At 68.5% G+C, this 14,416-nt stretch carries 11 protein-coding genes; 8 read left to right on the top strand and 3 right to left on the bottom strand.

All coding sequences use genetic code 11. The features are described from left to right. Positions 1-34 precede the first annotated feature (34 nt). Entirely contained in the window at positions 35-1,660 is a 1,626-nt protein-coding gene (locus B4589_RS04090) for a TrkA family potassium uptake protein (protein WP_079233075.1), read from the top strand. On the opposite strand, the gene B4589_RS04085 is transcribed toward B4589_RS04090, so the two are convergent. Further along, entirely contained in the window at positions 1,661-2,254 is a 594-nt protein-coding gene (locus B4589_RS04085) for a DUF998 domain-containing protein (protein ID WP_158081138.1), read from the bottom strand. Between the two features lie 226 nt (positions 2,255-2,480). On the opposite strand from B4589_RS04085, the gene B4589_RS04080 reads away from it, so the two are divergent. Genes B4589_RS04080 through B4589_RS04060 form a run of 5 tightly spaced genes read left to right on the top strand, consistent with a single transcriptional unit; the run spans position 2,481 to position 9,206 of the window. Next, positions 2,481-4,340 (top strand): ABC transporter substrate-binding protein, encoded by a 1,860-nt coding sequence (locus tag B4589_RS04080; RefSeq protein ID WP_079233073.1) that lies wholly within the window; start codon positions 2,481-2,483, stop codon positions 4,338-4,340. Between the two features lie 21 nt (positions 4,341-4,361). After that, entirely contained in the window at positions 4,362-5,345 is a 984-nt protein-coding gene (locus B4589_RS04075; RefSeq protein ID WP_079233072.1) for an ABC transporter permease, read from the top strand. After that, complete coding sequence (locus B4589_RS04070) at positions 5,345-6,265, top strand: ABC transporter permease (RefSeq protein WP_079233071.1); 921 nt, start codon at positions 5,345-5,347, stop codon at positions 6,263-6,265. The genes B4589_RS04075 and B4589_RS04070 overlap by 1 nt, the downstream gene beginning before the upstream one ends. Beyond that, entirely contained in the window at positions 6,262-8,373 is a 2,112-nt protein-coding gene (locus tag B4589_RS04065) for an ABC transporter ATP-binding protein (RefSeq protein WP_079233070.1), read from the top strand. Before B4589_RS04070 ends, B4589_RS04065 begins: the two co-directional genes overlap by 4 nt. Further along, positions 8,370-9,206 (top strand): CoA ester lyase, encoded by an 837-nt coding sequence (locus B4589_RS04060; protein ID WP_079233069.1) that lies wholly within the window; start codon positions 8,370-8,372, stop codon positions 9,204-9,206. The genes B4589_RS04065 and B4589_RS04060 overlap by 4 nt, the downstream gene beginning before the upstream one ends. Before the next feature lie 24 nt (positions 9,207-9,230). Here the strand turns inward: B4589_RS04060 and B4589_RS04055 are convergent, their stop codons facing one another. Further along, positions 9,231-11,345: an acetate--CoA ligase family protein gene (locus tag B4589_RS04055; RefSeq protein ID WP_079233068.1), complete on the bottom strand. Its 2,115-nt coding sequence runs from the start codon at positions 11,343-11,345 to the stop codon at positions 9,231-9,233. Between the two features lie 99 nt (positions 11,346-11,444). Between B4589_RS04055 and B4589_RS04050 the strand changes: the two genes are divergently transcribed. Together B4589_RS04050 and B4589_RS04045 are read left to right on the top strand one after the other, a co-directional pair. Continuing rightward, positions 11,445-11,828 (top strand): hypothetical protein, encoded by a 384-nt coding sequence (locus tag B4589_RS04050; protein WP_079233067.1) that lies wholly within the window; start codon positions 11,445-11,447, stop codon positions 11,826-11,828. Between the two features lie 97 nt (positions 11,829-11,925). Then, positions 11,926-13,992 carry a hypothetical protein gene (locus B4589_RS04045; RefSeq protein ID WP_079233066.1) on the top strand — a complete coding sequence of 689 codons (2,067 nt, stop codon included), beginning with the start codon at positions 11,926-11,928 and terminating at the stop codon, positions 13,990-13,992. A gap of 13 nt (positions 13,993-14,005) precedes the next feature. Here the strand turns inward: B4589_RS04045 and B4589_RS04040 are convergent, their stop codons facing one another. Next, positions 14,006-14,311 carry a hypothetical protein gene (locus B4589_RS04040; RefSeq protein ID WP_053948506.1) on the bottom strand — a complete coding sequence of 102 codons (306 nt, stop codon included), beginning with the start codon at positions 14,309-14,311 and terminating at the stop codon, positions 14,006-14,008. Positions 14,312-14,416 lie beyond the last annotated feature (105 nt).

Here is a 14,416-nt window from a genome sequence, read left to right as displayed (position 1 = left end):
GCGGTTTTTAATCCCTCCCCACGGAACGCGGGGTATGGCGAAGCCGGCGCGGCGTGCGGGGCTGTACCTCCTCGGGACCGCCGCGGTGATCCTGGTGTACGCCCTCCTCTACCAGTTCGGGATGGCGCGGCTGGAGGGGGTGGAGATGCGGTTCATCGAGGCGCTGCACGTCGTCGTCGAGACGTTCACCACCGTCGGCTACGGCGAGCAAGCCAACCAGTGGGACTCTACCGCGATGCTCGCGCTCTCGATCGTGATGCAGTTCACCGGCGTCGCGCTCATCTTCCTCACGCTGCCGGCGTTCGTGCTGCCGCTGTTCGCCGAGGCGCTGGCGTCGGGGCCACCCCGCGAGTTCGACGGCGACGGCCACGTGGTGATCTGCTCGTTCTCGCCGACCGTCGACGCGCTGATCACCGAACTCGGCGCCCGCGGCCAGCCGTACGTCGTGGTCGAACCCGACGGCGACGCCGTCGAGTCGCTCGAAGCCGACGGCGTCGAGGTGGTCCACGGCGACCCCGAGTCGGTCGAGACACTGGAAGCAGCCTCCACCGCCGACGCCAGTGCGGTCGTGGTGGCCGCGGACGACGAGACCAACGCCAGCGTGATCCTCGCCGCCCAGCACGTCGCGCCCGAGACGCGCGTGTTGAGCCTCGTCGAGGACGAGAACCACGCCGACTACCACCGCTACGCCGGCGCCGACGAGGTGATCTACCCTCGCGACGTGCTGGGGGAGTCGTTGGCGGGAAAGGCGTCGGCCGCCGTCTCCTCTGAGCTCAGCGGCGCGGTCGAGATCGTCGACGAGTTCGAGGTCGGCGAGCTGCTCGTCCAGCGTGGCTCGCCGCTTGCGGGGAGCATGATCGGCGACTGCGGCGTCGACGAGCTCTCGGGAACGAACATCGTCGGCGCGTGGTTCCGCGGCGAGTTCGTCTCGGCACCGGATCCGGACCGCGTCATCGACGAACACACCGTGTTGCTGGTCGCTGGCCCGGAGGACGGCGTCGAGACGATGAAGAAGCACAGTATCGCCGAGGACCGTGCAGCCCGAGCCGGCATCACGATCGCGGGGTACGGCGTCGTCGGCTCCGCGGTCGCCGAGGCGATCACCGCCGCAGGCGTCCCGGTCACTATCGTCGACATCGAGGACAAACCCGGCGTCGACATCGTCGGCGACGTGACCGAGGAGGCCACGCTCGAGGACGCCGACGTGGGGGAGGCGGAGGCGCTGGTGCTCGCGCTCGCGGACGACACCACCGCGCTGTTCGCGACGCTGGTCGCGAAACGTGTCGCCCCGGAGACGAGCGTGATCGCGCGGGCCAACGCCGCCGACTCCGGGCCGAAGCTCTACCGCGCCGGCGCGGAGTACGTGCTCTCGCTCCCGACCGTCAGCGGCCGGATGCTCGCCTCGAAGCTGCTGGACGAGGAGGTGATCACCCCCGAGACCCAGGTCGAGGTCGTCCGCCGCGAGGCGCCCGCGCTGGTCGGGCACACGATCGGCGGGGCGGACGTCCGTGCCCGCACCGGCTGTACCGTCATCGCGATCGAGCGCGACGGCCGGACGATCACCGCTGTCGGGCCCGACGTACGGATCGGGGAGGGTGACACGCTGGTCGTGGCCGGCGACGACGACGCCGTGGACGCGTTCGTCGAACTCGCGACGTAGCTACGACGGCCGCATCGGGCGCTCGGGGCTGAGCGCGACGACCCAGACGCCGAACAGCACGGCACCGACGAACTCCGGCACCGCGATCCCGCGGCCGTCCAGCAGGAGCGTCCACACGGGCCAGGCGGCGGGTGCGAGCACGCCCGCGAGCACCGAGAGTTTCCCGCTCGCGAGCCGGAACCGGGCGACGCCGTCGACGATCGCGGTCAGCGCAGCGACCACGAAGAACGTCGCCGCGAACGGGAGGTGGAGCGGCCGGCCGGCGGGGGCGAGCCCCACGCCGGTCATGGCGACCAACGCGAGCAGGTACGCCGCCGCGCGGAGGCGGCTCAGCGGGTCCGCCGCGGCGCTGTACAGCGCCCACGCGTACGGTGTGCCGACAATCCCGCCGACGATCAGCGAGCCGTTGAACAGCCACGCGCTCGCGGGCGTGACGCCGAGATCGGAGAGCGCGCCGGTCGTCCAGGAGAACGTCGGCGAGAGCGCCGTCGCCGCCAGGATCCCCCCGAGCGTGACGACGACGGCCGCAGGCCCCGTGAGCCGTGCGACCCGCCGTCGCTGCGGGGACGCATCGAGCGAAGGGTGAGAGGGCACGGGTCGGCCGTGGGACGCTCGCCAGTTAGCCCTTCGGGCGTCGTGCACCCCTGCCGAAGCTGTATTTATTCCATTATTTCCAATGTGAATTCTCACCGACTGCTTACAATTCTCCCTGTGTTTCAGGTACCCTCACTATTATGTATGAGCGACCTAGAGAGAAACCGTGACAATGTCTGGCAAAAATGATTCCTCGGAGCAGTCGTCACGACTGACAAGGCGACGGATGCTCACAACCACGGCTGCGCTCGGTGCCGCAGGCCTCGCCGGCTGTGGTGGCGGTGGCGGCGGTGGTGGCGGAACGAGCAGTCCCGTTCCGGAGGCGGAGACCATCGAGACCCAGTTCCGGAACGAGTGGCCGATCGACGGCAAGACCAACGACAACATCCCGGTCGAGTACACCGCCGTCGAGGGCGAGACGCTGGCGCCGATCACGATCAACTTCGCGAGCGACGAGGAGCCCTGGATGCGGGAGCACGCGCTGATGATCCAGCGGGCGTTCAACGATCTGGGCGTTCCCACCGAACTCGACGACGTGCCGACCAACGTGATGTACGACGAGTACTGGGCGGCCGACACCGGGCAGACGGTGCCGGTGTCGATGAACACTCACGGGCCGGACCCCCAGCGGGGGCTCGACCCGAACCCGTTCCTGATGCGGATGCACCCCGAAACGGCGGGGAACTACCTCAACTACTGGAACGACGAGATCACCGAGCTCCTGAACGAGCAGGCCCAGGAGATCGAGGACACCGAACGCCGTGCGGAGCTCTGTGGCCAGATCCAGGAGATGGCCAGCGAGGACGCCTACATCAACTCGATCGCGTTCACCGAAGTCATCACGGCGGCTAACACCGCCGACTTCGAGGGGTACGTCCCGACGCCCGGCAACGGGACGACGCGTGACTCGTTCGTCTGGACACAGGTGAATCTCCAGCCCACCGGCGACTCCACGACGTGGGTGAAAGGGATCACCGCGTCGATGGGCGGACTCAACATCGCGTGGGCCGCCGGCGGCCCGGAGGCCAAGCGGCTGACCAACCTCTACGACGGGCTGTACGACGCCTCACCCGAACTCGAGATCGTTCCCGCGCTCGCGGTCGACCACGAGGTCGTCGACGACACGACCGTCGAGATGGATCTCCGCGAGGGGGTCACCTGGCACGACGGGGAGCAGTTCACCCCCGAGGACGTGAAGTTCAGCGTCGAACTGTTCAAGGAGTACAGCTCCCCCGAGATGGGGCCGTTCTACAGTCCGATCGACAGCGTCGAGATCGTCGAGGAGGGCGACGGCGGCCGCGTCCGGTTCAACCTCACAGAGCCCGACGCCGCGTTCCTCACCCAGCGTGCGGTGCGCAGCGTGATCCTCCCCAAGCACCGCTGGGAGGACGTCGACAACCCGGCGAACTACAGCCCGGACAACCCCGTCGGCACGGGGCCGTTCCAGTTCGTCAGCTGGAACCAGGGCTCGCAGTTCCGCGTCGAGAAGAACGCGGAGCACTGGATGTGGGACGAGGACACTCGCGAGGAGATCCTCGGCGACTACTTCGTCGCCGGCGACGGGATCGAGGATATGGTCTGGGCGAACGTCGGCAACACCGACGCGCTTATCGGCGGGCTCCAGTCCGGCGACCTCGACGCGACCGGGACGACGCTGTCGAACGGCCAGGCCGAGCGCGCGGCCGGAACCGACGGGATCGAGAAGCAGACGGCGAGCAACTACGCGCCGCTCGACGTCCACCTCAACCACACCGTCCCGCTGCTGCGTGACAAGACGTTCCGACAGGCGCTCAGCCACGCGACCGACAAGGAGGGGTTCGTCGAGGGCGTCCTCGGCGGACGTGCCGACGTGATCGAGGGGCAGAACCTCCTCTCGCCGATGCTCACACCGTTCTACAACGGCGACATCCCCACCTACGAGTACGACGTGGAGGGGGCCCGAACGATGCTTCAGGAGGCGGGGTACACGTTCGACGGCGACGACAACCTCGTCTGGCCCACCGGCGACGCCTGGGACGCCTTCGCCGAGCGCGCCGAGGACGGCCACGCCAACCGCGAGGACCTGGACCAGCAAGACTTCTCCTAACACAACCCTCTCTCTCACTGTATGAGCTTTCGTCGATTCCTCATCAAACGGGTCGTCATCGCCTTCCTCCTCACGCTGGTGTCCGTCTCGATCATCTTCGTCACCCTCCGGATGCTGCCGGGGACACCGTTCAGTTCGCTCGTCGCGTCGGGCGGGCTCAGCGTGGAGCAGGTCAACGAGATCGAGGCCCAGTACGGTCTCAACGAACCGATCTACGTCCAGTACGTCAAGTATATCCAGAGCTTGCTCACGCTGAACTTCGGCTACTCCATCGCGGAGTCCCGGCCGGTGGCGGAGATCATCTACCCCCGGCTGATGAACACGCTCGTGCTGCTGGTGCCGGCGCTGATCACCACCGCGATCATCAGCTCCATTGCCGGGCTGTACGCCGGCTGGAACCGTGGCTCCCACTTCGAGCGGAGTAGCATCGTCGTCACGACCTTTTTCCGCTCGACGCCGGTGTTCGTCACGGGCATCTTCCTGCTCGTGATCTTCGCCTACCAGCTCGGGATCTTCCCCGCGTTCGGCATGCGGAGCCCGCTCGACAACCCACAGGGGTACATCGAGACGTACTTCTCGGTCGACTTCGCGAAACACTACTTCCTCCCGTTCGCCGCGACGGTGTTGTACTACAGCGGCGACTTCCTGTTGCTCGCACGCAACTCCGTGATCGAACGGAAGGGGTCCGCGTTCCTCACGCTCCACCGCGCGAAGGGGCTCTCCGAGCGCGAACAGCTGGCACGCGCCGGCAGGAACTCGATGCTCCCGCTGGTGACGTACTTCGCGCTCCGGATGGGGATGCTGTTCCAGGGCGTGATCACGCTCGAGGTGGTGTTCGCGTGGCCGGGTATCGGCCGCACGCTGGTACAGGCGATCAACCAACAGGACTACCCGACGGTCCAGGCGGCGGTGTTCATCATGGCGCTGGCGGTGATCGTGATGAACCTCCTGGCCGACGTGATGTACGCCAAGATCGACCCGACGGTCGAGGAGGCTGATCTCTGATGTCGACGATAGATATCGATACGGACACGGCCAGGGACAGAATCGCCGACGTACTGAGCCGTTCGCGCCGAACGGCGAAGTTCGTCCTCCGGGACAACGCGGCCAAGCTCGGGTTCGCCATCCTCGCCGTGTTCACGTTCCTCGGGGTGTTCGGCCCGGAGCTCGCCCCGCACGCACCGATCGAACACACGATGCGGGCCGAGGACGGCGGCATCATGCGGATGTCGCCGCCGAACGACGCCGCCCCGCTCGGCACGACCACCTACGGGAAGGACGTGCTCAGCCAGTTCCTCGCGGGCGCCCGGCCGACGTTCATCGTCGGCTTCTTCGGCGGCGTCGGCACCGGCATCCTCGGCTTCCTGGTCGGCCTCGTCAGCGGCTACTTCGGCGGCCGCGTCGACGAGTTCCTGATGCGGCTGACCGACCTGACGTTCTCGCTGCCGTTCCTGCCGATGGCGCTGCTGCTGCTGACGTTCGTCACGCCCAGCGTCACGCTGATCACGGCCGTGATCGTGGCGTTCTTCTGGAAGATGCCCGCCCGCGTCATCCGGTCGGAGGTGCTGACCGTGAGGGAGCGGACGTTCGTGAAATCCGCCCGCTCGAGCGGTGCCGGCCACTTCCGAACGATGTTCCTTCACGTCGCGCCGAACGTGCTCGGGATCGGCTTTCTCTACACCGCCTACGCCGTCGCGTGGGCTATCGCCGGGCAGGCGTCGCTGGCGTTCCTCGGGTTCGGCGACCCGACGACCACCTCGTGGGGCCGGATGCTCCGACAGGTGTTCGCGTCCGGCGGCATGCGAGAGGCGTGGTGGTGGGTGCTCCCGCCCGCGATCGGTATCGCCGCGGTAACCACGTCCGTCTTCCTGGTTGGACGGGCGTTCGAGGAAGTCGTCAACCCCGAACTACGAGGTGACGAATGAGCTTACTCGAAGTCGAGGACCTAAAGATCACGTATCGTACCGACGCTGCCGACGTCCACGCCGTCAACGGCGTCTCGTTCGAGATCGGCGACGGAAACAACTACGGGCTGGTCGGCGAGTCCGGCTGTGGGAAGTCCACGGTCGCCCACTCGGTGCTCGGCCTGCTCGACGACAACGGCAACGTCGAGGCGGGGAGTATCAAGTTCGACGGCCGGGAGCTGCTCGACTGCTCCGAGAAGGAGTGGCAGGAGATCCGCTGGGAGGAGATCGCGTACATCCCCCAGAGCGCGATGGACTCCCTCGACCCGGTGATGACCGTCGGCGCGCAGATCCGCCAGGCGATGCACAAACACCGTGACGTGACCAAACAGGAGGCCAACGAGCGCGTCGAGGAGGTGTTCGACATCGTCGGCCTCGACCCGTCCCGGACCGAGGAGTACCCCCACCAGTTCTCCGGGGGGATGCGCCAGCGCGTCACTATCGCGATGGCGCTCGTGCTCGATCCCGACCTGATCATCGCCGACGAGCCCACGACCGGGCTCGACGTGATCGTCCAGGACAAGATCGTCCACAAGCTGCTCGAGATCCAGGAGGAGATCAACTCCTCGATGCTGCTGATCACCCACGACATGGGTGTGATCGCCGAGACCTGCGATCAGGTGTCGGTGCTGTACGGCGGGAAGGTGATGGAACAGGGCGACACGTACGACGTGCTCAAGAACCCGACCAACCCCTACACGATGGGGCTGAAGAACTCCTTCCCGGACATCGAGGAGTTCGACAGCGAGGCGATCTCCATCCCGGGCTCGTTACCGGATCTCACCAGGGAGCCGACGAGCTGTGTGTTCAGCAACCGCTGTCCGTTCGCGACCGACGAGTGTCAGCAGGACCACCCCGAACTCCGGGACGTGGAGAACCAGCAGTCCGCCTGCTACCACACCGACCGCGTCGAGGAGCTCCGCGAGGAGGCAGTCGACCCGGAGACGTGGGGGCTGGAGACGACCGAACAGAGCCAGCGCGAGGCCGGCGACGTGATCCTCGAGACCGAGAACCTGACGAAGTGGTTCGAACAGGGCCAGTCGATCGTGGATCAGGTGCTGGGTCGCGAGAAGGACTACGTGAAAGCCGTCAACGGCGTCGATCTCACGGTGCGGGAGAACGAGATCGTCGGCGTCGCCGGCGAGTCCGGCTGCGGGAAGTCGACGCTGGGCGAGGTGATCGCGGCGCTGCAGCCCCACACCGACGGCGACATCCGTTTCCGTGGGACCTCCGTCGACGAGCTGCTCGACGGCAACACCAAGGAGTTCCGCTCGAAGGTGCAGTTCATCTTCCAGGACCCGTTCGACTCGCTGAACCCGCGTCAGAAGGTTCGTGCGGCGGTGTCCGAACCGCTGAAGATCCAGGGCGTCGATAGCGACGAGATCACCGAGCGCGTCCGCCAGACGCTGTCGGACGTGGGGCTCGACCCCGTCGACAAGTTCATCGACAGCTTCCCCCACCAGCTCTCCGGCGGCGAGCGCCAGCGCGTCGCGATCGCGCGGGCGCTGGTGCTCGACCCGGAGCTGTTGATCTGTGACGAGCCGGCGTCGATGCTCGACGTCTCGCTCAAGGCCAGCATCCTCAACATCCTCCGGGAGATGGCCACCGAGCGCGACATGGGGATCGTCTACATCTCTCACGACCTCGCCAGCCTGAGCCAGATCACCGACCGGCTCGCGGTGATGTATCTCGGACAGGTGATCGAGGTCGGGAGAACCAGGGAGATCGTCGAGGACCCGAAACACCCCTACACGGCGTCGCTGCTGTCGGCGTCGCCCAACGTCGATCCGGCGAAGAAGCGAACCCGGGTGCTGCTGCCGGGCGAGCCGCCCAACCCCGTGAACCTCCCCGAGGGCTGTAACTTCGCGCCCCGGTGTCCGAAAGCGACCGAGGAGTGCCGTGAGGCCGACCCCGAGCGGTCGGCGTGGGCCGACGACGACCACGAGGCGGCCTGCTACTTCCCGGTCGAGGACGTCGAGGCCGAACTGCTCGATCGCTACCGGGGTGAGACCGACACCGCGACGACCGGCGACGAGGTGCCACAGGAGCAGGGGTCGAGCGCGCCATGAGCCGCCGGCGCTCGGCGCTGTTCACCCCCGCCGACGACGCGGGGATGCTCCGGAAGGCCGTCGACACCGAGGCCGACGCGTTCGTGTTCGATCTCGAGGACGCCGTCCCGCCCGACGCGAAAGACGCAGCACGGGCGAACCTCCGGGAGGTGATCCCGACGCTCGACACCGACCGCGAGATCGCCGTCCGGGTCAACGCCGTCGGGACCGAGCAGTTCGACGACGACGTCGACGCGGCGATCGATGCCGACGCCGACGCCGTCGCGCTGCCGATGGTCGAATCGGGCGCGGACGTGCGGACCGCCTGGACCGCGCTGACCGACCGGAGCGACGACCCGCCACGGCTCCGTGTCACTATCGAGACGCCGACGGGGATGCACGCGGGCGGCGAGGTCGCGGACGCCTGCAGCGAGACCGGCGCCGAGAGCCTCTCCTTTGGCTTCGCGGACTACTGCAAGGCCGTCGGCGCGCCCGGCACGCCCGACAGTATCCGCGAGCGCCTCGAGCTCCGGACCGCGGAGTTCGCCGCGATGGGCGACGTCGATCCGGTGGCGTCGGTCCACCTCGACATCGACGACACCGAGGGGCTCCGGCGCGTGGCCGAGCGCGCACGCGAGACGGGATACGTGGGGATGACGGCGATCCACCCCGCGCAGGTCCCGGTGATCAACGACGTGTTCGCGCCCGACGAGGCGGAGCTGGCACAGGCCCGACGCCTCGTCGAGGCGTTCGACGAGTCCGACCGCGACTCGCTGCGCGTCGAGGGGGTGTTCCTCGACACGGCGACGGTCGACCGGTACCGCCGGCTGCTCGAGAGAGCGGAAAACGAGTAGTCGACGCGGGCGATTTTTTCCGACCTACTCCGTCCGGACCAGCGCGTCCACGGCCACGGGGCCGCCCTCGGTCACCATCACGGGGTTGAGATCGAGTTCGGCAACGTCGTCGACGGCCGCGGCCAGCTCGCCGACGTTCACGAGGAACTCGACGAACGGCTCCAGCGGGATCGCGTCGCCGCCCCGGCGCTCGGCGAGCAGCGTGTCCAGCGCCGTCGCCTCGACGGCCTCGCGGGCCTCGGCGGCCGAGAACGGGGGGACGAGCACCTCGCTGTCGTCGATCGCCTCGACCAGCACGCCGCCAGGACCCACCGTCACGAGCGATCCGAACACCCCATCGGGCGAGACGCCGACCAGCGCCTCGACGCCGCCGTCGAGCATCGGCTGGACGAGCACGCCCTCGATAGCCGCCTCGTCGGCGACCTCGCGGGCCGAGCTGACGATCCCGTCGTACGCCGCGCGCACCGACTCGGGATCTTCGAGTCCGACCGCGACGCCGCCGATATCGGTCCGGTGGGGGATCTCGGGGGAGTCGACTTTGAGCACGACCGGGTAGCCCAGCTCGCCGGCGGCGTCGACGGCCTCGTCGGCGCTCGTCGCGAGTTCGGTGTCGACCAGCGGCACGTCGAACGCCGAGAGCAGGTCGGCCGACTCCGCCCACGTGAGCACGCGGTCGCTCGGCAGGTCGACGTCGGGGGCGGAGACGGACGCGGCGAGATCGGTGCGCGTGGGGCGTTGCCCGTGGCGCTCGCGCACCGCGGCGAACTCCGTCAGCGACGCGACCGCGTCCATGCAGTTCGCGGGGTCCTCGTACACCGGGACGTGCTCGCGGAGTTTCGCGTACGGCGGCGTTTCGGTCGGGTCGTCGGGCTCCTTCCGCCCGGTCCAGAGCACGACCGCCGGGTCGTCGGCGTCGGCGACGATCGACTGGAGGTCGGCAGCCACCTCCCCCGCGCGGTCGTCGACGCCGGAGAGGCCGATCGCGAACACGTACGCGTCGAAGCTGTCGTCGGCGAACAGCGTCTCGGCGATCTCGGGCAGCACCTCGGCACCGTACCCCCGGATGTCGGCGGGGTTGTGGAACTCGCCGAACGTGAGCAGCTCCTCCATCTCCAGCAGCGTCGCCTCGGTGTCGCCCGCGATGTCGGGAAGCGAGAGGTCGCGTTCGGCGGCCATATCCGCCAGCAGGCTCGCCAGCCCGCCGCTAGTGGAGGCGACACAGACGCGGTCGCCGTCGGGCGCGTCGTACGCCGCGTGGGCGCTGCCGCGGGCGAGCAGATCGGGGATGTCCGGCGCGCGCTCGACGCCGGTCTGCCGGAACGCGGCGTTCCACGCGTCGTCGTCGCCGGTGAGCGAGCCAGTGTGTGAGAGCGTCGCGGCCTCGGCGACCTCGGAGGCGCCGACTTTCACCGAGAGCACCGGCGTTCCGGCCCGCGTCGCGGCGTCGGCGACGCGCATGAACCGTTCGGGGTCCTCGATCCCCTCGACGTAGGTACAGACCACGTCGACCTCCGGCTGGTCGGCGAGATACGCCACGTAGTCGCTCGTCGTCAGGTCGGCTTCGTTCCCCGTGGAGACGATGTGGCTGAAGTGGACGTCCTGATCGGCCGCGCGCTCGAAGAACGTCGTGAACGCCAGCGCGCCCGACTGGCTCACCAGCGCGATCGACCCCTGCTGTGGCTCCCGGGAGCACGTCGCGGTGAGCGTCGCGCCCGCGGCGGCCATCACCCCGATACAGTTCGGGCCGACGACGTGGATACCCGCCTCGTCGGCCGCGGCGGCGAGGTCGGCTTCGAGTTCGGCACCCGTCTCGTCGGCCTCCGAGAAGCCGGCGGTGACGACCAGCGCGGCCGGGACGCCACGCTGGCCCGCCGCGCGCACGACGTCGACGACGTACTCGCGTGGGACGCTGACGACGACGAGGTCGACCGTCTCCGGCACGTCGTCGATGCCGTCGTAGCAGTGTCGGCCCCAGACCTCCTCGCGGCCGGGGTTGACGGGGTACAGCTCCCCGTCGAACCCGTAGTCGAGGAGGTTGTCGATGAGGTTCCCCGCGTAGAACGAGTCGGGGCTGGCGCCGACGACGGCGACGGAGCCGGGGTCGAACAGCGGGTCGAGGTCGGGCGAGTCGGATAGCACGAGGTGTGGTTTGCGACACCACCACAAAAGCGATTGGGTACCGCAAATTTTCCTCGCCGACAGCGCGGACAGAACTCGCCGGTCGGAGTGGGTGGATTGATGTACGAGCCACCGCTCTCTCCGGTCGTGATCGAGCGTTCGCCGACGCTGTTCGCCTACGGGGAGCGACTGCGGCCGGTCCGCGACGGTCGGTTCGCCGACGCCGCGAGCGCGCTCGCGTGGCTCCTCGGCGCCGCCGCGACGGTCGCCCACCCGGCGGGACTGGCCGTCGCCGGCCTCCTCCTCGGGATCGTCGCGACGTCGATCGAACGCGCCGTCGCGGCGGGCGCGAGCTTCGGTATCGCCGTCGTCGCCGCCGGCGCCGTCTGGCTGACCGTGACCGGATCGCTCCCGCCGACGCAGGGGTTCGACCCCATCGTGCTGGTCGCGCTAGCGCTGCTCGGGACGCCGACCGTGGCCGCGATCGTTCGGGCGCTCGGCTGATCGGCGACGCCGAGCCCCGAACGCGTCAGCCCGCTGTCCGGTCGTGGACGGCGCTCCACAAAGTATTTCCACCGCACAGGGCGAGTACCGACCAACGATGGAGAGCCAAACGGTCGAGCGGGTGACCGAGTGGGACTCGGAGCCGTTCTCTGACGGCCACGCCGGGCTCCGGGAGCTCGCCGAACGGGAGTTCACGGGCGCGGTCACCGACGGCGGGGCGTGGCTGTTCATGCTCAACGGCCGGGTGCTCGGCGTGTTCGACGGCGACATGGATCGCTTCGCCGACGCCGACGGCACCGCCTACGTCGCCCCCGACCGTTCGCTGCCGCTGCTGTTCGCGATGCGGGAGGCCGGCGGCGAGGTCCGCGGCGAGTACTACACCGAGGAGACGCCGATCTCGGAGGTCGACGGGACGCTCCAGTCGGGCAACTTCACCGGCTATGTGGAGCTCTCCGACAACGTGCTCTCCGGGGATTACTACCTCGTCTACTACGGCGGCCGGCGGCTCCCGGTCGCGTTCATCGGGAACCAGGAACGGCGTATCACGGGTGAGGAGGCGTTCGAGCGCGCCGACGACGAGGTCGGTATCTACCAGGTCACGACCGCCGATCTGGATATCGTCGACGTTCCGTCGGCCGAGCCGACCGAGGGGTCGACTGCGGCTGGTGCCGCGGGGAGTCCCGACACCGAGGACGAGCGGGCTGCGGGCGCGGAGTCGTCCACTGTCGACGACCCCGCGGCGAGTTCGGGATCGGCCACCAGTGACGGATCTGCCGCGGCCGCGGACGATCGGACCGCCGCGGACGAGTCCCGCACCGCGGCGACCGAGAGCGACGACGACTCCCCCGACTCGGCGTCGCCCGACCGATCGTCCGCGGCGACGGAGGAGACGCCCGACCCCGAGACCGGCGACGAGTCGACGGACTCGGCCCCCCGCTCGGTGCGGACGGACGCCGGCCGGTCCGCGACCGAAGCCGCCGAGGCGGCGATCTCCGACGACGGGGAGTCGTCGACGACGGACTCCGCGGCCGCGTCGGCGTCCCAACCGGGGAGGCGGTTCTCGGCGGAGTCCGAGTGGCGCGAATCGACGACGATCCCGGCGCTCGACCCCTCGCAGTCGGTGTCGAGGGGTTCGGCCGAGGGGGCCGACTCCGAGAGTTCGACCGAGCCCGAACCGACGACCGAGACTACCTCGGAGGAGGTCGAAGCACTACGCGAGGAGCGTGACCGGCTGCGCGAGCGCGTCGAGGAGCTGGAGACGGAGAACGAGCGCCTCGAGACGGAGACCGAACGCCTCACCGGCGAGCGTGACCGGCTCGAACACGAGCGCGACGAGGCGGCAGCCAGGGCGGAGGAGCTGGAGGACGAGCTCGAGTCGCTCAGAGCGACCGTCGACGAACTGGAGGCGGAGCTCGAAACGGCCCGGGAGTACGTTCCCGAGGGCGACCACGAGATCCCGCCCGACGAGGCGCTCGCGGGGACGAGCCTGTTCGTCCGGTACGAGCGCAAGGGAGGGCCGACGCTCGAGGACGCGCACAACGGCGACGCCGGCCGCGAGGCGGTCAACGACAACCTCCGGCTCGAACACCACACGGAGTTCGACGCCGACGGCGCCGTCGTCGACGGCGAGCCGTTCGAGGAGTGGCTCCGCAACACGGTCGAGTACGGGTTCGTGGAGTGGCTCACCCGATCGTTCGTTCACGACGTCCGCGAGACGCGCAACCAGACGTCGATGGGGACGCTGTACGACGCCATCCCGGATCTCGATCGGGTGGAGCTCCGCGGGGCCGTCGAACTGGGCGAGGAGGCCGACGGGGAGAGCGCCTCCTTCGACGTGGTGCTGCGCGACCGGATGGGCCAGCCCCTGATCGTGACTGACCTGAACGACTCCCGGGAGCCCGCCACCGAGCCGATGCTCGAGTCGCTGGTTCGGAACGCGACGCCCGTCGCCGAGTCGGGCGATCGGCTGGCGGCGGCGTTTTTCGTCACGTCGAGCTACTACGAGCCGGGTGCGCTGGAGACCGCGGAGGAGGCCACCGGCGGCGGGTTCCTGGGCCGCGGGAAGAACAAGAGCTTCGTCAAGCTCTCACGCAAGGAGGGGTACCACCTCTGTCTAGTGGAGACTCGCGAGGGCGACTTCCACGTCAGCGTCCCAGAACTGTAGTCCGCAGAGAGAGTTAGTTCTCGGCTTCCGGCGCCGATTCGATCCGCATGTCCCGCAGCTTCTCGACGGTGTCGTCCAGCTTCTCGTCGAGATCCTCGACGAACTCCGCGGTGTGATCGGTGGTGATCGCACCCTGGCTCGACGGTTCGATCAGGTTCTCCTCCTCGAGCACGCGCAGCGAGTAGCGGACCTTGTGGTGGGGGTAGCCGGTCTCGTTCGACATCTTCACGATGCCGATCGGCTCGTTTTCGATGACCATGCGGAGGACCTGCAGGTGCCGTTCCAGCATATCCACTTCTTTTTCCAGTCGATCTATCATGCCGTATGTTAACTTATCTTGCGAGCGTTTAAAGCTTCCCCTCGGTACCCGCTCGCAACCGGGTGTTACAACTACGCACGGCACCTTGTTAACCGTTCTGGCCTG

Origin of the sequence: Halolamina sp. CBA1230 (assembly GCF_002025255.2) — an archaeon.
GTDB lineage: Archaea > Halobacteriota > Halobacteria > Halobacteriales > Haloferacaceae > Halolamina.
Note: the sequence above shows the minus strand (reverse complement) of the source record. Positions and strands in the feature narration are given on the sequence as shown.

Bases quoted from the DNA above. Each gene is read 5' to 3' on its own strand.
- B4589_RS04050 (WP_079233067.1), top strand. From the start codon at position 11,445: ATGTACGAGCCACCGCTCTCTCCGGTCGTGATCGAGCGTTCGCCGACG.
- B4589_RS04065 (WP_079233070.1), top strand. From the start codon at position 6,262: ATGAGCTTACTCGAAGTCGAGGACCTAAAGATCACGTATCGTACCGAC.
- B4589_RS04075 (WP_079233072.1), top strand. From the start codon at position 4,362: ATGAGCTTTCGTCGATTCCTCATCAAACGGGTCGTCATCGCCTTCCTC.
- B4589_RS04090 (WP_079233075.1), top strand. From the start codon at position 35: ATGGCGAAGCCGGCGCGGCGTGCGGGGCTGTACCTCCTCGGGACCGCC.
- B4589_RS04080 (WP_079233073.1), top strand. From the start codon at position 2,481: ATGCTCACAACCACGGCTGCGCTCGGTGCCGCAGGCCTCGCCGGCTGT.
- B4589_RS04045 (WP_079233066.1), top strand. From the start codon at position 11,926: ATGGAGAGCCAAACGGTCGAGCGGGTGACCGAGTGGGACTCGGAGCCG.
- B4589_RS04040 (WP_053948506.1), bottom strand. From the start codon at position 14,311: ATGATAGATCGACTGGAAAAAGAAGTGGATATGCTGGAACGGCACCTG.
- B4589_RS04070 (WP_079233071.1), top strand. From the start codon at position 5,345: ATGTCGACGATAGATATCGATACGGACACGGCCAGGGACAGAATCGCC.
- B4589_RS04060 (WP_079233069.1), top strand. From the start codon at position 8,370: ATGAGCCGCCGGCGCTCGGCGCTGTTCACCCCCGCCGACGACGCGGGG.